This window comes from Flavobacterium sp. M31R6, assembly GCF_013284035.1.
Lineage (GTDB): Bacteria > Bacteroidota > Bacteroidia > Flavobacteriales > Flavobacteriaceae > Flavobacterium.
On the sequence record NZ_CP054141.1, the window covers coordinates 3497464 to 3514822 of the forward strand.

General features: G+C 35.4%; 14 protein-coding genes and 2 pseudogenes. 7 read left to right on the plus strand and 9 right to left on the minus strand.

The features are described from left to right. Positions 1 to 3 precede the first annotated feature (3 nt). From HQN62_RS14380 to HQN62_RS14400, 5 genes are all read right to left on the minus strand, one after another. The gene (locus HQN62_RS14380; protein ID WP_173504899.1) at positions 4 to 1299 is read right to left on the minus strand and encodes an aminopeptidase P family protein; all 1296 of its coding nucleotides are present in this window, start codon (positions 1297 to 1299) and stop codon (positions 4 to 6) included. A 4-nt stretch (positions 1300 to 1303) separates the two neighbouring features. Then, positions 1304 to 2539: an NAD(P)/FAD-dependent oxidoreductase gene (locus HQN62_RS14385; RefSeq protein ID WP_173504900.1), complete on the minus strand. Its 1236-nt coding sequence runs from the start codon at positions 2537 to 2539 to the stop codon at positions 1304 to 1306. 75 nt (positions 2540 to 2614) lie between these two features. Then, the gene (locus HQN62_RS14390; RefSeq protein WP_173504901.1) at positions 2615 to 3625 is read right to left on the minus strand and encodes a 4-hydroxyproline epimerase; all 1011 of its coding nucleotides are present in this window, start codon (positions 3623 to 3625) and stop codon (positions 2615 to 2617) included. After that, positions 3618 to 5210 carry an aldehyde dehydrogenase (NADP(+)) gene (locus tag HQN62_RS14395; RefSeq protein WP_173504902.1) on the minus strand — a complete coding sequence of 531 codons (1593 nt, stop codon included), beginning with the start codon at positions 5208 to 5210 and terminating at the stop codon, positions 3618 to 3620. Before HQN62_RS14395 ends, HQN62_RS14390 begins: the two co-directional genes overlap by 8 nt. 67 nt (positions 5211 to 5277) lie before the next feature. Beyond that, positions 5278 to 6192: a dihydrodipicolinate synthase family protein gene (locus HQN62_RS14400; RefSeq protein WP_116797760.1), complete on the minus strand. Its 915-nt coding sequence runs from the start codon at positions 6190 to 6192 to the stop codon at positions 5278 to 5280. 179 nt (positions 6193 to 6371) lie between these two features. Between HQN62_RS14400 and HQN62_RS14405 the strand changes: the two genes are divergently transcribed. Beyond that, complete coding sequence (locus HQN62_RS14405) at positions 6372 to 7217, plus strand: AraC family transcriptional regulator (RefSeq protein WP_173504903.1); 846 nt, start codon at positions 6372 to 6374, stop codon at positions 7215 to 7217. 227 nt (positions 7218 to 7444) lie between these two features. Here the strand turns inward: HQN62_RS14405 and HQN62_RS14410 are convergent, their stop codons facing one another. Beyond that, positions 7445 to 8146: a S24 family peptidase gene (locus tag HQN62_RS14410; RefSeq protein ID WP_173504904.1), complete on the minus strand. Its 702-nt coding sequence runs from the start codon at positions 8144 to 8146 to the stop codon at positions 7445 to 7447. A 16-nt stretch (positions 8147 to 8162) separates the two neighbouring features. On the opposite strand from HQN62_RS14410, the pseudogene HQN62_RS14415 reads away from it, so the two are divergent. The 4 genes and pseudogenes from HQN62_RS14415 to HQN62_RS14425 form a co-directional block, all read left to right on the plus strand. Then, positions 8163 to 8327, plus strand: a pseudogene (locus tag HQN62_RS14415) (hypothetical protein); the annotation flags it as partial. A 206-nt stretch (positions 8328 to 8533) separates the two neighbouring features. Further along, entirely contained in the window at positions 8534 to 8647 is a 114-nt protein-coding gene (locus HQN62_RS19130; RefSeq protein WP_371811606.1) for a hypothetical protein, read from the plus strand. Between the two features lie 194 nt (positions 8648 to 8841). Continuing rightward, entirely contained in the window at positions 8842 to 9405 is a 564-nt protein-coding gene (locus tag HQN62_RS14420) for a 2'-5' RNA ligase family protein (RefSeq protein ID WP_173504905.1), read from the plus strand. Positions 9406 to 9549: 144 nt separating this feature from the next. Beyond that, complete coding sequence (locus HQN62_RS14425; protein WP_173504906.1) at positions 9550 to 10740, plus strand: thioredoxin family protein; 1191 nt, start codon at positions 9550 to 9552, stop codon at positions 10738 to 10740. Positions 10741 to 10787: 47 nt separating this feature from the next. Here HQN62_RS14425 and HQN62_RS19135 read toward each other — a convergent pair whose 3' ends face one another. The 3 genes and pseudogenes from HQN62_RS19135 to HQN62_RS14435 form a co-directional block, all read right to left on the minus strand. Further along, positions 10788 to 10958 carry a LytTR family transcriptional regulator DNA-binding domain-containing protein gene (locus HQN62_RS19135; RefSeq protein WP_371811607.1) on the minus strand — a complete coding sequence of 57 codons (171 nt, stop codon included), beginning with the start codon at positions 10956 to 10958 and terminating at the stop codon, positions 10788 to 10790. A 257-nt stretch (positions 10959 to 11215) separates the two neighbouring features. Further along, a pseudogene (locus HQN62_RS19140) lies at positions 11216 to 11494 on the minus strand (LytR/AlgR family response regulator transcription factor); the annotation flags it as partial. Further along, positions 11494 to 12528: a sensor histidine kinase gene (locus HQN62_RS14435; RefSeq protein ID WP_173504907.1), complete on the minus strand. Its 1035-nt coding sequence runs from the start codon at positions 12526 to 12528 to the stop codon at positions 11494 to 11496. The gene HQN62_RS14435 and the pseudogene HQN62_RS19140, both read right to left, overlap by 1 nt. 163 nt (positions 12529 to 12691) lie before the next feature. Here HQN62_RS14435 and HQN62_RS14440 point away from each other — a divergent pair, with 163 nt between their 5' ends. Both HQN62_RS14440 and HQN62_RS14445 read left to right on the plus strand, forming a co-directional pair. Beyond that, a complete protein-coding gene (locus HQN62_RS14440) occupies positions 12692 to 14077 on the plus strand; it encodes a TolC family protein (protein WP_173504908.1) in 1386 nt (461 codons plus the stop codon). 12 nt (positions 14078 to 14089) lie between these two features. Further along, entirely contained in the window at positions 14090 to 17359 is a 3270-nt protein-coding gene (locus tag HQN62_RS14445) for an efflux RND transporter permease subunit (protein WP_173504909.1), read from the plus strand.

The window sequence follows — 17359 nt, forward strand, 5'->3', positions numbered from 1 at the left end:
AGGTTATTTGGTTTTCATTAATTCTTCAATCTCAAAAATTTCAATAAGCATGTCTTCGCACAAATTGATGTTTCCATCAGCTGTAAGTAAATAATCATTTTCTAATCTAACACCGATTCCTTCCTCTCTAATATAAATTCCGGGCTCGCAAGTTAAAACCATTCCTTTTTCAAAAGGTCTTGAATACAAACCCACATCGTGAACATCGAGTCCTAAATGATGGGCTGTTCCGTGCATAAAATATTTTTTATACGCAGGACTCTCAGGGTTTTGATTTGCAATATCTTCAGAGGTAATCAATCTCAATTTAATCAATTCTGTTTCAATCAATTCAGCCATTTTCAATTCGTAATCTTTTGATAAAACTCCAGGTTTTAATAATTTCGAACCTTCTTTTAAACAATATAAAACGGATTCATACACCTCTTTCTGGCGAGGGCTAAATTTTCCGTTTACTGGAAGACAACGAGTGGTATCCGAATTATAATTGCCATAGCAAACTCCAAAATCGACCAAAATCATTTCCCCATCTTTGCAAACAGCATCATTGGTATTATAATGTAGCGCACAGGCATTTTTACCTGAAGCCACGATAGGTTTGAATGCGTGGCGTGTTGCTCCATTTTTTATGTAATGATAAGCCAACTCAGCTTCTAGTTCGTATTCCTTTACATTTGGTTTTGCTGCTTTTAATACAGATTTAAAACCTTTGATACTAATAGCAATTGCTTTTTGAATTAAAGCTACCTCGTCATCAGACTTAATTGGTCGTAAATCACGGGTAATTTTAGCAACTCTTTCGTATTGATGCAGCGGGTATTTTTCTTTACACCACAAAATCATACGATCTTGACGCGTCGACATATCTGAAGTTACTCTTTTAATATGCTCGTTATGTCCCAAATAAATCACATCCGATTCAAATGCAAATAGTTGAAATGTTTTTTCAAATTCGTGCGTCCATTTTACATTTTTAATACCCGAAATAGCCTTAACTTGTTCTTTTGTCAAAAAATCTCCTTCCCAAATTAAACTATGCTCGTTGACTTCTTTTACAAATAAAATGGCTCTATTTTCTTCTTTAAAAGCATCTGGAAAAAGCACCAAAATAGTTTCATCTTGCTCGATTCCTGACAAATAAAACAAATCATTATTTTGAGCAAAACCCATTACATCATCAGCATTATTAGGCATTACATCATTTGAAGTCAAAATAGCTAAACTATTACTTTGCATTTTTGAAGTAAATCGGCCTCGGTTATTTTCAAACAAAGAAACTGGAATCGAATCGTATCGCATATTTTTATATTTGGAACATTTTTGTGTCTACAGAAGTTGTTTTTCCTGAGATTATTTCGGTAATAATTTTTCCTGTTGCAGGTGCAAGACTTAACCCCATCATCGCGTGTCCAGTTGCAAAAGTCAAATTTACTACTTTTTTATCTTTAGTAATAATAGGCATACCCGATGGAGTACAAGGTCTAAATCCATACCAAGTATCTTCTACTTTTGGCATTTCAACTTCCATTTCAGGGTAAAATTCATTAATGGTATTTACAATTCCTTGCAGTCTGTTCTGATTAATTTTGGTGTCATTTGTATGAGTTATTTCCATAGTTCCACCGAAACGAATATCATTATTCATAGGAGTTACAGCTACTTTTCCTTCACATAGAATAGACGGAATTGAAGGCTTGTGATTTTCATCTTTCAACGTAAAGCTATATCCTTTCCCTGGCAAAATGGATATCGAAATCCCTAACTTTTTGGCCAAAGTTGGACTCCAAGAACCAGCTGCCAAAACAACTTCATCTGTTTCAAATGTACCTCTACTGGTAATAATTTTTGATATTTTATTTTGGTCAAAAACAAAGTCTTTCACGGAAGTGGAAGAATAAATCTCAACTTGTAAGTGTTGCAATTCTTTTTTAATGAATTCCATGAACCTTTGAGGGTACAAGTGGGCATCACTTTTATAATGAATTCCACCCAAAACATCTGTTATTGTTCCTTTTTCTAATCGAGAAACTTCTTCTTTTGTCAAATAATCGACTTCCAATCCCAAACGCTCTGCTTCCTTGGCTTCATGAAACATTTCGTTGGCTACTTTATCAGTTTTATACAACATCAAAAGTCCTTTTTCTTTATAAAAAAAAGAATCATTTTCCTTTGCAAAATCTTGGTACAACTCTTTACTCAACAATGACAAATCACGCAAAGCAGGCATACAATTCTCAACGTGCTTTTCGTTTGCGTGTTTGTAAAATTGAAGCCCCCATTTTATCAAATCAGCGTTTAATCTTGGTTTAACATAAAACGGACTTTGGCTATCAAACATCCATTTCATTCCTTGGGCAATCATCCCGGGTTGAGCAAGCGGAATTATATGCGAAGGAACAATCATTCCTGCATTTCCATACGAACAACCATCATTCATTTCAGATTGATCAAAAACAGTTACTTCATAACCTTCTTTGGCAAGATAATAGGCTGAACACAATCCTATAATTCCTCCGCCAACAATACTTACTCTCTTCATTATATTTGGAATTAGAAAATTCATTGATAAGACCGACAACGCTTATCAATGAATTTATATATTTTAAATTACATATTAAATCACTTGAAAACCGTGTGCATACGGATCATCATTTTCGTCTATAATTATGTTGTTATATCCATACACTTTTGCCCAACCTTGAATACTTGGAACAATTGCAGGGATTTCACCAATACTGGTTTCTTCGACAACGCGTGCAATAAACTTACTGCCAATATAGCTTTCATGGATAAAATCTTCATCCTTTTTTAGTTTGCCTTTGGCATATAATTGTGCAATTCTAGCCGAAGTTCCTGTTCCGCAAGGAGAACGATCTATAGCTTTGTCTCCATAAAAAACAGCATTTCGTCCCGATGATTTTGGATCTAATGGTTCACCTGTCCACAACATGTGGGTTACATCACGAATGGTATCATTTTCAGGATGAATAAAATAATTAGGGTATTTTTCGTTGATTCTTTTGCGAACTTCTTGACTAAACTGAATAATTTTGCCAGCCGTAAAATCTTGAATCCCTGAAAAATTTTGCTGCGGATCTACAATTGCATAATAATTTCCACCATAGGCAACATCAAAAGTAATTTCACCCAATTCTGGGCAGTCAATTGTCAAACCTTCTGCAGCTAGATATGATTTCACATTTGTCAAACGAACCCAATCCACTTTATTTCCTGTTTGTTGGTACTCTATATTTACCAAACCTGCTGGAGCCTCCATTTTAATTTTTCCAGGAACTTTAGGAGTAATTAATCCTTCTTCTATGGCAATTGTTATGGTTCCAATAGTTCCGTGACCACACATTGGTAAACAACCTGAAGTTTCTATGAATAAAATTCCAAAATCATTTTCGGGATTGCTTGGTGGATACAAAATACTACCGCTCATCATATCGTGACCTCGGGGTTCGAACATTAATCCTTTACGAATCCAATCGAACTCTTTTAAAAAATGTTGTCGTTTTTCACTCATATTTGCACCAACTAAATTTGGTCCACCGCCCGCAACTACTCTCACAGGATTTCCGCATGTATGCGCATCTACACAAAAAAAAGTTTTCTTAAACATAATTTATAGGTGATTGAGTTTGGGTATTGTTTATGGTTCTTAAAATTTGCAACGGATTTTCATTTTGTAAAGCCAATGGCAATAAACTATTAGGCCAATTTTGATAACTAAAAGGACGCACCCAACGGTAAACAGCGTGTGTTCCTACAGCAGTAAATCTCGAATCTGAGGAAGCTGGGTAAGGCCCTCCGTGAATCATTGCTGGACAAACTTCTACTCCAGTTGGAACTCCATTAAAGATTAAACGCCCTACTCTATTTTGCATTGCTGCAATGATTCCTGTATGTGCATTTAATTCATTTGCTTCTCCAATTATAGTTCCTGTTAACTGTCCATCCAATTGATTTACAATTGAAAGTAATTGAGATTCATCATCACATTTTACAATGATTGAAAATGGACCGAAAACTTCGTGAGATAACATTTTATTCTCTAAAAATGTTTTTCCATCGACAGTCAAAACAATTTGAGCACCATGATTTGGAGCAACTTCTCCTTTATATTCTGCTACTTTTGAAACGCCTTCTTGAGAAATAACCTTTTGAGCGCCTTCTTGAAAACCCGATTGCATCGTTGGATGCAGCATACAAAAAGGTTCTATTTTCTCAATAGCAGTAGCTAATTCTTCGGTAAATTTAGTAAGTTCGGCACCTTTTACCGCGATCAATAATCCTGGATTGGTGCAAAACTGACCCGCTCCAAGCGTAATCGATCCTGCATAAGCTGTAGCCCATTTTTGACTATTTTCTTTTAAAGCATTAGGCAAAAGCACTACAGGATTTACACTTCCCATTTCGGCAAAAACGGGAATCGGTTCCGGGCGTTGTGCAGCCAAATCAAATAAAGCTCTACCTCCACGAATACTTCCTGTAAAACCAACAGCTTTAACAAGGGGATGTTTTACCAAACTTGCTCCAAGAGTTGTTCCTCCACCTACAAGATTCGAAAAAACGCCGTCTGGCATATTTGTTTTTTTGGCAGCTTTAATAACTGCCGAAGCCACCATTTCACCAGTGCCAATGTGCATGGAATGACTTTTTACAATAACGGGACAACCCGCAGCTAAGGCAGAGGCCGTATCCCCTCCTGCTGTAGAAAATGCAAACGGAAAATTACTAGAGCCAAATACAACAACAGGTCCTAAAGGCACTAGCATTTTTCGTAAATCTTCTTTTGGAGCAGGCTGTCTATCTGCAATTGCTGTGTCAATAGTAGCTTGAACCCAACTTCCTTCAGTTAGCATATCTGCAAACGAACGCAATTGACCAATCATTCTACCTCGCTCACCTTCTGCTCTCCCTTTTGGGAAACCAGATTCGCTGCAATACTGAACTAATAATTCTTCACCTAAAGCTAAAATTTCGTCTGCAATTGCATTTAAAAAATTCGCTTTTTCCAAACCAGAACATTTTTTATAAGCAGCAAACGCCTGATTGGCCAAAATAACCGTTTCATCAATTTCTTCTTGAGTTGCTTCTGTAAAAACCCAAGGATTTTCCTTATTCAATTGCGGATTAAATGTTTTAAACGTTTTCGTTCCGCTTGCTTTAAGTTGACTTCCTATATAATTTCTTCCTGTAATCATTTATATTGTTTTTATGAATTTAAACTTTACAAATCAAAACCGTAAAGCCAATCATGTGAATATGCTATTACAAATTTTTGTAATCTGGTAAAGTTGGTCTTGTACGTAAACCTTCAGCAATAACAGCCAAAACTTTTTCTCTTTCTGCACCACGAAGCGGTAATCTAGGCGCACGTACATATTCTGTACCAATTCCTGTAGCTACTTCTGCCAATTTGATATTTTGAACCAAGAATGCATTGATGTCCAATTCTAACAAAGGCAAAAACCATCTGTATATTTTAAGAGCTTCATCGATTCTTCCTGCTTTAGCCAATTTATAAATAGCCACTGTTTCTCTTGGAAAAGCATCTACTAAACCTGAAACCCATCCATCAGAACCCATCAATAAACTCTCTAATGCCAAAGTATCTACTCCAGATAAAATCTTTAAACGATCACCAAAACGATTAATAATCCTTGTTACATTTGATATGTCTCTTGTAGATTCTTTTACCGCTTGAATATTATCGTATTTCAACATTTCTTCAAACATATCCAATGTAACTTCAATTTTATAATCTACAGGATTATTATATACCATAATAGGCAATGAAGTGTTTTTGGCTACTTCCGTAAAATACACAACTGTTTCATAATCTGAAGCATTATAACGCATTGGTGGCAACATCATTAATCCTTTTGCACCGTCTTGTTCGGCTTTATTGGCTGCCAAAATTGCTCCGCGAGTCGTTTGCTCTGCAATATTCATTATAATAGGAACTTGTCCGTTTACCATCGCAACAGTACCTTTTACAAGTTCTCTTTTTTCTTCTTCCAAAAGTGTACTTGCTTCACCAAGTGTTCCTCCTAAAATAATTCCTTCAACTCCTGCTTCTAATTGTGCTTTTACATTTACTTCAAACATTTTGAAGTCTAGTTTATCATCTGCAGTAAATTTTGTTGTTACTGCTGGCATTACACCTTTCCATTGAATACTCATAATATCGATTTTAATTATAGTTCAAAATTATTTATAATGCAGGAAGGCTACCGCCAATAAATTACCTCAAAATAATACTATATTATCCTATATATGGTTATTGATAAAAAAATAGACTAATATATTACCACTTTTATAGATAAATAAAATACATTTGATATAAATTAACCTAACCAACCATGAAAGTTTTTCCGTTTAAAATACCCAAATCAGGCGAAGAACCTCTTATTTATCAAGAAGATAGAGAAGTTGTATTTTATGACAAACTCCATCAACACGAAGAAATTCAAATTAGTTTTATCGAAAAAGGTGAAGGTGCTGTTTTTGCAGGAGATACTATTTCACATTATCAAGAAGGAGATATTTTGGTTATTGGTAGTAATTTACCTCATGTTTTTAGAAGTGATGCTCGTGAAAATGAATCGTCAATCATGTGCACCCTGTTTTTTACCACTAATTCTTTTGGAAAAGATTTTTTTAATTTAAACACCTTCAAAAATATTCATCCTTTTTTAGAAAACAGTAAAAACGGATTCATCATTCATAATCCTCCAAAAAAAATAATCAAATCATTTAAAAAATTAAAAAAAGCGGACAACTTCGAACGCTTTATTCTGTTTTTAGATATCATAAAATGGATTTCGAATAATGAAAAAGAGCAACTTTCGAATTATTTATATGATAAAAAAATTACAGATAATGAAGGCAAACGAATGCAGACCGTTTTTGAACATGTTATGACTAACTTCCACAAAAACATAACTCTAGACGAGATTGCCTCAATTGCAAATATGACCAAAAATGCTTTTTGCAGGTACTTTAAAGTTAGAACCAACAAGTCTTTTTTTCAGTTTTTGATAGAGGTAAGAATTGAAAGTGCTTCAAAATTATTGGCCAACAACAATGAACTTTCCGTTTTAGAAATTGCCGAATTATGTGGTTTTAACAACATTTCAAACTTCAATAGAAAATTTAAAGAGCTAAAACACAATTCCCCTTTGCAATATAGAAAATTAAATATCTAAAAGGAATTCCATACTTGTAAAAGACTCCAATACGATTTATAGTAGCCCTCCACAATTGGAAATGTGAAAACATCCAAAAAGTTGAATGTATAGTTGCTGAAGGACCTACAGTACTGAAAAAAGACAGTTTGTATTATTTAATTTATTCAGCAAATGATTTTAGAAATTCACATTATACTGTCGGATATTATGGCTTTTAATTATTCCAAACTATAACCCACTTAATTCTAATTCTGTAACTTGTCTTTGAGCTCTTCCATATCTTGCTGCATCTTGCTGATAATGACTTCTAAACTGTTGGCATCGAAAACTTCAGGTTTATAATTTTCGCGTTCAAGACTTCCGGTATATTCCCATATTTCAGCTATTTCAGAAAATCTAATCTCATAAGGTTTATAAAAATTATTATCCGACTTTAAAACCAATACATTTTTTCCGTTTTTATTTAGCCGCTTATATACCATTTCCTGATTCTTGGTAATGATAATATAAGTTTTACCATCCACAACATCTCCAATTTTTTCAATATACCTTCCAATTATATAAGACTTGTCGTTGTGAGCAGGCATAGAATCTTCATCCACAGGGAAAGTCCTGTACTTTTCATTTTTGTCGAGCCAAGGGAGATAAATATGTTCAAGCTCTGAAATAAATGTGGAATCAGAATATCCCCCGGCAGCATAACCCGCTTTAGCATTATGGGGTACAATCTCAATATAATTATTTTGATTTCGATCTACCATTATCGGCAGTAATATTCTGTTATCGCCAAGCTTTAGCAAATTTTCTATGGGAATACTTTTCAATTCAACAGAAAGAAATATATCAATACTAGTATGATAATAACGGGAAATATTCTGTAAAATTTCCAACGGAGGATCCGATTTATTTTCTTCATATTTTGAATATCGGTCGCATGTAATAGACAAATTATCAGCAACTTGGTATCAGGAAGATGTAATAAAAATTGCTTTGCATTATGGAGGATTGCCAGCAGCAGATGGCGATATTTTACGTCGGGCCATGAGTGGCAAAGGGCGGTCAAAAACAGCATTGCAAAAAGTAAAGGACAACTTTTTTGATTCCTGCAAAAAGCAAGGACATCCACAGCTCCCCGAATGGTTTCTTGGTACGGTGATAGAGACCGAAGCGGAAGGGAACCAAATGCAGACTGGCCTACAGAACTATTATCAATAAAAAAAAGAGTTGAAATTGAAACACAAATAAAATTTAATGCAGTATTACTCAATCTTTACAGAAATAGTAAAGACGGCGTAGCTTGACACAGTGACAAAACGCCTAGCACTAATAAAGATATGATTATTGCATCGGTAACTTTTGGAGAAACTCGTATGTTTCGCCTGCGACATAAATTTATAAAGCATATTCCGCAAATAGAAATCCCATTACATCACGGGTCGTTTTATTGATGGCAGGACCAACAAACAGTTACTGGGAACATCAGTTACCAAAAACGGCGAGAGACGTACTTCCTAGAATTAATCTTACTTTCAGACAGATTAAGCAAACATCATAAATATAAAAAACATTCCCAATTTCAAGGTATTCGATAAAATAGTCGTCTATCATATTAATTTTACTTTAATCTTAAAAAATATAAAAAATGAAAAAGACATATTCACTTGTTATTCACCCTCCCGAGCCTATTCTTGCTTTGGTAAAGTCTATGAAAGAACAATTGGCAGCTGAAGTGGGTTGGTTCAACAGTAAAAACTCCGTGGGACATATTACCATCTGCGAATTTAAGGCAACCGAAAAGGGAATTGAGAATATCAAAAATCAAATTCTTAAAATATGTGATACACTATCCCCTGTTGAAGTGTATCTAAATGAGTTTGGTTCCTTTCCCAAAAACGGTGCTTTTTTCATAGCACCCGACAACGATTCCAAGAAAAGCTTAAAGAACATCATGAAACGATTTCATAAATCACTACTCATTCCAAATATGCTAAAAAGCGACAATCCACATCTCTCCATTGCCCGAAGATTAAGTTCCGAAAATCTAATAAAAGCCAATCAATTATTTACCGAAATTGATTTACATTTTGTTTGTGACCGATTGGTTTTGCGCCAATTTGACGAGAAAATAAAACAGTTTTTTGTAATCGATACTTTCGAATTTAATGACAATCTGCAACCAGAATCAATACAGGGAACACTTTTTTAATAATGCTTCACTAAATAAGACAAAATACATAGTTGTAATTGATGCCAATTATACCTTTTGATAGAATCAAAAAAAAACGGATAAACAAAAAGTATTAAATTGCAGTTTTATAAAGAATTGCAATTATCCCCAAATAGCTTATCAATGAAAATTTCAATAAAACATATTTTTATCATCTTCCTCTTGTTTTTTGTATCGTTCGCAAAGGCACAAAAGACAACAATTAATTTTATAGAAAATGATTATAAACTGGCGCTTGAACAATCCAAAACATCCAAAAAGCCAATTTTTGTAATGGTTTATGCCACTTGGTGCCCGCATTGCAACAAAATGAAAGCTACTGTTTTAAAAGACCCAGCTGTAATTGATTTTTTTAACGCCAACTACATCAATGTAATGATGGATGGGGAATCTCCGACGGGTAAAGATTTTATGAAAAAATTTAGGGTAACTTCCTTTCCGACATTTTTATACTTGAACGAAAAGGAAACCCATCTCTATAGTACGGGAGGTGAATTCACGCCGGAAGAATTTATTTCGGAATCCAAAAAAGCATTAAATCCAAATACACAATTACCTTATTTAGAAAGCCAATTTAATGACGACATTCGAAATTCAGAAAGTTGTCTGCTTTATTTAAACGCCCTAAGAAAGAGCATCGACAGAGACAAAACCGATGAAATTGTGGCCAAATATCTATCCACCCAGCCCAAGGACCAACTCTTTACAGCAATCAATTGGAAGATTATTGCCTTTGGCGTTAATAAATTGAATACAAAAGAATTTGATTTCGTTTTGGATCACCAAAGCGATTTTGCTAAAGTGGCATCACCCAAAAGAGTCGAAGCCAAAATTGTAAGCGTAGTCAACCAATCCTTAAAACACAACATGGAAAGCCTAGATTCAATCGGATATTCCAAGAACAGAATCCTTGCCAAAAACAGCAATTTAACTAAAGTGGATTCCTTAGTGTTCAAACTCGATCTACAAATGTATGAAGCCTGCAAATGTTGGGATAAATACAAACAAACCACATTGGAATCTGTCCAAAAATGGGCTTGGAACGACTACAAAACCATCAACGAAATCACCAAAATTTACATACAGCACATCAATGATAAAGAAGCTTTACAATCTGCTGTCACTTGGGCAAAACGGTCTGTCGAATTGAACGATTCCGCCGAGAGTAATTTCTCATTAGCACGATTATACAATAAAACAAAAGATAAAAAAACAGCCATAACATACGCCCGAAAGACCAAAGCCATTATTGTGGCAATGGGTTGGGACACCAAAGAAATAGACCAATTTTATTTGGATTTAGGGATAAAATAAATTCTATCTGTTCTCAATACCAAATTTTTGTCATAAAAAACAAGTCGCTATTGAATACTTTTATTCTTCAACCTATCGATCAATTCTCTGCGATACGTAATCCCGACAGGTAATCTTTCATTTTTAATGATGACAAAATCTTTTTCGGTGGTGTCAATTTTGTCCAATGCAATAATATAGGATTTATGGATACGCATGAAGTTTTTTTCAGAAGACATTTCTCAAATTCGCTGGTCGTAATCGAAGCCAAATACGTTCTTTTTAGCGTGTACAATTTTACGTAATTTCCAAAACTCTGTGCAAACAAAAGCTGGTCCAATTCGATGTCAATAAAATAGCCATCGACTTTTACACTAACTGAATTAATTATTTCTTCTTCAACTTTAATTGCGTTTTCAGTTGAAAAGAAACGATCTATTGCCTTTAAAAAACGGGGGAAATAAATGGGTTTTAACAAATAATCAATAACGCCATAATCATAACTTTCGAGAGCAAATTCAGAATAAGCAGTAGTTAAAATGGTCTTGGGATGTGAAGGAAGTATTTTCAGCAATTCCATTCCTGAAATTTCTGGCATATTGATATCCAGAAACATCAAATCGACTTTGTTTTCACGAAGATAATCCATGGCTTCAATACCATTATAACCTTGAAACACCAACTCTAATTGTGGATTTTGTCTGATATAATTCGCCAAAACATAATGTGCTGCCGGCTCATCATCAACAATAATACACTTTTTGAGTTCTTTCATTATAATGTCTTTTTGAGTTGTAATTTCAAATCTACAATATACGTATTTTTGTCATCTTGAATATCTAATTTATAGTCTTTACCGTAAATTAAATTTAAACGTTCTATAGTGTTTTTTAAACCAATTTTAGTCGAAACCACATCAGTTTTCTTCGGAATTGAATTCACGACATGCAAATGCAGTAAACCGTTTTCAACAGTAATTATGATTCGGACAAAACATTTTTCTATGGCACAAGTCCCGTGTTTGAAAGCATTTTCGATAAAAGCGATCAGTAACATCGGTGACACTTTATAGGCATTTTCATTGTCAATTTTGCAATCGTACGTAATATCGCAACGGTAACCTACACGTTCTTTCTCCAGTTGCACGTAACTATTTATAAAATCAAGTTCGTCCTCAAGCGAGACACATTGTTTGCTGTTGCTTTCGAGCTGATAGCGCATTAATTGCGATACTTTCATAATCAAATCGGAGGTTCTTTCGGGAAATTCTAAGCTGATTCCGTAAAGTGTATTGAATGTGTTGAATAAAAAATGAGGATTTAATTGCCCTTTAAGAGCATTCAACTGCATTTGATTGAACAGTAAAGCTTCGTCCGTTTGTTTTTTGTGAATTCTATAAAATTTAAAAACAATTATCGGACTCAAAATACAAACCAATGTCCCTAAAACACTCGCCAATTGATACAAATAGCTTCTTTGATGCGAGTTTTGATACAAATGACTTTTACTGAAAATATCCAAAGTAGACATTTCAAATAAAAGAACCGAAAATACTAATACTCCCAATAAAGTTAGAGACAAATAAGTTAATGGTCTTTGCCCCTTAAATAGTACTGGAAGCAGAAAAAAACGATTGAATTGGGCGTGCATGTACAAAATGAGATAGAAAGAAATACCCATTAAAATAGATGCCAAAGAACTAAATAACATCCAATCGTTCTTTAAAGTATAAATCGTCAATGAAAAACCAACAACGGCAATTTCTTGCCACCATTTGTTGTCCATTAAATTATCAAATTTTTTATTCATTATAAATACTTAAATAGGTTGCAAATTAACCACTAATATTTCGTTTTTATTTCTAATAAATGACCAATTGAATTGGTCATTTATAATCGTATTACATCATTTAAGAAAGGGTATTTCCCTGCAAGTGAAATAATTTTGTGCCACTAATTATATTTTGAATTTTATGTGTTTTAAAAAAATCACTTTATTGTTTTTCTTGATTTTTGCCTCCGTGAGTTATTCACAGACCTTGTCTTTGAAAGAAGCCATAAAAACGGGTCTTGAAAACTTTGGCTCTATCAAAGCAAAAAACAATTACGCCAATGCTTCGCGAGAGACACTTAAACAAACTCGTCGCGATTATTTACCCAACCTTAATCTATCTGCCCAGCAGGATTACGGAACTATCAATGGGCAAAATGGCCCTTTATATGGATTTAATGGTTTAGGAACCGCTTCTTCCGGCCCAACATTGGCAGAACAAAACTGGAACGCCGCTTTTGGTGCTTTGTATTTGGCCAACGTGAATTGGGACTTTTTTACTTTTGGGAAAACCCAAGAAAAAATCAATCTGGCTAAAATTGATGTTCAGAGCCGTGAAAATGACCTGCAGCAAGAGCGATTTCAGCAAGAGATTAAAATTTCTTCGGCCTATCTGAATTTATTGGCCAGCCAAAGATTATTGATCTCACAGCAAAAGAATTTAAGTCGTACCGAAGTTTTCAGGAAGAATGCTGTTGCAAGAGTCAAAAACGGTTTACTTGCCGGAGTTGATTCCACTTTGGCGACAGCCGAGGTTTCTAAAGCCAAAATTGCCTTAAATCTGGCTAAAAATTTGGTAAAGGAACAAAACAATAAATTGGTCGATTTGATGGGGATTACTCCTCAGGACATCATCACCGATACCGTTTTTGTGAATCGAATTCCAAAAAACATCATAATGGATGAAAAAGCCAGCGACAGTTTACATCCATTGCTTCAATTCTACAAAACAAAGATTGACTACAGCAATCAACAGGTTAAATTATACAAACGATTTTACTATCCAACGATGAGCGCTTTTGGTGTTTTGCAAACACGAGCTTCCGGGTTTAATAATGATTATGCATTGGATAGAAATTCTTTCAGCAGAAATTATTTGGATGGTGTGAATCCTGACCGTTCCAATTATTTGGTTGGAATCGGAATTAGCTGGAATTTGACAACTCCGTTTAGAACGAGCAAACAAGTGAGTGCCCAAAAATTTGTTTCGCAAGGTTTACAGGAAGAATACAACCAAGCTGATCGTGAACTAAAATCACAATTGACTTTGGCTGATGATAAAATAAAAATCACGCTTGACAATTATGCAGAAGCCCCTATTCAGGTAAAAGCAGCAGCTCAAGCCTATTTGCAAAAATCAACTTTATACAAAAATGGTTTAACCGATTTGACCGATTTGACACAAACGCTGTTTATCCTCAATCGTGCCGAAATTGACCGTGACATCGTCAACAATAATGTTTGGCAATCGTATTTGCTGAAAGTAGCCGCAATTGGCAATTTTGACTTATTTATAAATGAATTTTAATAAAAGATCCTGATGAATTTAATACGATTTGCACTCCGCAAACCCATCTCGATAATGGTATTGGTAGCAGGCTTATTCTTTTTTGGAATAGGTGCCATACAAGATATCAAAGTGGATATCCTACCCAAAATGAACCTTCCGGTAATTTATATTGCCCATCCGTTTGGAGGATATACTCCTGACCAAATGGAAGCTTATTTTGGAAAAACCTATGTGAATATCCTTCCTTTTGCCAATGGTATAAAATCAGTGGAGACCAAGAATATCCAAGGTTTGATGATTATGAAATTGACCTATTATGAAAACACCAATATGGCACAAGCTGCTGCCGAATTGGGTGCACTTTCCAATAGAATTCAAGCGGCGTTTCCTCCCGGAACACAACCGCCTTTTATCATTCGTTTTGACGCCTCTTCATTACCGATTGGACAATTAGTTCTGAGCAGTAAAATCAGGTCCAACAATGAATTACAGGATATGGCAAATGTATATGTTCGCGCTTCCTTTACTTCTATTCCCGGTTTATTATCGCCAGCTCCCTTTGGCGGAAGCCCGAGAACAATAGAAGTAAATGTTAATCCTAATTTGTTGCGTTCCCACAATATGACACCTGACCAAATTGTGGAAGCGATACGACTAAACAACCTTACCGCTCCTTCCGGAAACGTGCGAATTGGCGATAAAAACTATATCACGCCCACAAACAATACAATTAAAGAAGTTAAGGATTTTGAAAAAATTCCGTTGTTTAAAGGCGGAGTTCAAAACCTGACTTTAGGAGATGTGGCTACCGTAAAAGATGGTGCTGATATCACGGCAGGTTATGCTTTGGTCAACGGAAAACGTTCTGTTTACATCAGTATTGCCAAAGCGGGCGATGCTTCAACTTGGGATGTGGTTAAAAAACTAAAATCCGAATTACCAAAAATTCAAAGCACATTACCCGAAGATGTTAAATTGTCTTATGAATTTGACCAATCCGTTTATGTAATCAATTCGGTAAAAAGTTTAATTACCGAAGGAATTATCGGAGCGGTGTTAACTGGGTTAATGGTTTTATTGTTTCTTGGGGACAGAAGAGCTGCCATAATTGTGATATTAACGATTCCGATTTCCATCATTTCGGGAGTTTTATTCTTGAAATTATTTGGACAAACCATCAATTTAATGTCATTGAGCGGGCTGGCTTTGGCTATCGGAATTTTGGTGGATGAAAGTACGGTAACCATAGAAAATATTCACCAACACCTCGATATGGGAAAACCCAAGGCACTCGCCATTTGGGACGCCTGTAAAGAAATTGCGCTGCCAAAACTGCTGATTCTGCTTTGTATTTTGGCCGTTTTTGCCCCTGCCTTTACGATGGTAGGAATCCCAGGAGCTTTGTTTTTGCCTTTGGCGTTAGCGATTGGTTTTTCGATGGTATTTTCATTTTTATTATCACAAACTTTTGTGCCGGTTATGGCCAATTGGTTGATGAAAGATCATCCAAAAATGGAACACACCTCAAATATTACAGATGATGAAGCCGAGTTTAATGCTTGCGGATTAACACCGGAATCCGAAAAAGATATCATCAGTCAAAAAAAGGTTATGGTTGAAAGAGATGATTTTAATAATGACCATAAAATAAGTCATTTTGAAAGATTCAGAATTCGATTCATGAAAACGCTGGACCGTCTTTTCCCATACAAAAAAGCGGCTACTTTCGGGTATCTTATCGGAATTACACTTCTTGCCATGGTCTTCATTACTTTTATTGGAAAAGATGTTTTCCCAAAAGTAAATTCGAGCCAGTTTCAGCTTAGATTGCGCGCTGCAGACGGAACACGATTGGAACGTACAGAAGAAAAAGTGGTTTTGGTATTGAAAGAATTAAACAAAATGGTGGGCAAAGAACACGTTGGGATTTCATCGGTTTATGTGGGTCAACATCCATCTTTGTTCTCTATTAACCCAATTTATTTATTTATGGCTGGTCCGCATGAGGCCGTTTTTCAAGTCAGTTTGAAAGATTATGAAACCGATATGGAGGATTTTAAAGATGCGTTTAGAACCCGAATTAAAAAGATTCTGCCTGATGTAAAAATCTCGTTTGAACCAATCGAGCTTACAGACAAAGTATTGAGCCAAGGCTCCCCTACTCCAATTGAAGTTCGAATTGCAGGAAAAGACAAAAAAAGAAATGAATTGTACGCTAATCAGATAGTCGAAAAACTAAAGAAAATATCCTATTTCAGAGATGTGCAAATTGGACAGCCAATTCATTATCCTGCAATGAATATTAACATCGACAGAAAACGTGCAGCCGAATTGGGTGTTGACATGAATGATATTTCACGCTCATTGGTCGCTTCGACATCTTCTTCAAGATATACCGAAAAAAATACTTGGATTGATGAAAAAGCGGGCTTGTCGTATAACGTTCAGGTGCAAGTGCCTTTGAACCAAATGAAAAGCAAAAATGACATCGATGAAATTCCGCTGTTAAAAAATTCGCTTCGTCCTATTTTGAGTGATGTGGCTACAATCACACCTACAGTTGTAAGTGGTGAGAATGACAATTTAGGAGCGATGCCTTACATCACCGTTACTGCAAATACCTATAAAACCGACTTAGGGAAAGCGACTAAAGATGTGGCGGCAACGATAAGTTCATTAGGGGAATTGCCTCGTGGTTTGTTTATCGAACCAATTGGTATGACCAAAGTATTAAACGAAACATTAAGCAGTTTACAACTCGGATTATTAGTTGCCGTATTTGTCATTTTCTTAATGCTTGCCGCCAATTTTCAATCGTTCAAAGTTTCTGCTGTTATTTTGACAACCGTTCCGGCTGTAGTTCTGGGAGCCTTATTAATGCTAACGATTACTGGTTCAACTCTAAACTTACAATCGTACATGGGAATCATCATGTCGGTTGGGGTTTCGATTGCCAATGCCGTTTTGCTGGTCACCAATGCTGAACAATTACGAAAACGCAATGGTAACGCATTAGAATCGGCTCGGGAAGCCGCTGCTTTACGACTTCGCCCTATTATTATGACCTCTGTGGCCATGATTGCGGGAATGTTACCTATGGCGATTGGTCATGGCGAAGGAGGCGATCAAGTTTCTCCATTAGGAAGAGCCGTAATTGGTGGATTATTATTTTCGACCTTTACAGTATTGCTGATTTTGCCTTTAATTTTTGCCTGGGCTCAAGAAAAAACATCCATAAAATCGATCTCTTTGGACCCTGAAGACGAAGAAAGCGAGCATTATATATCATCACTAAAATAA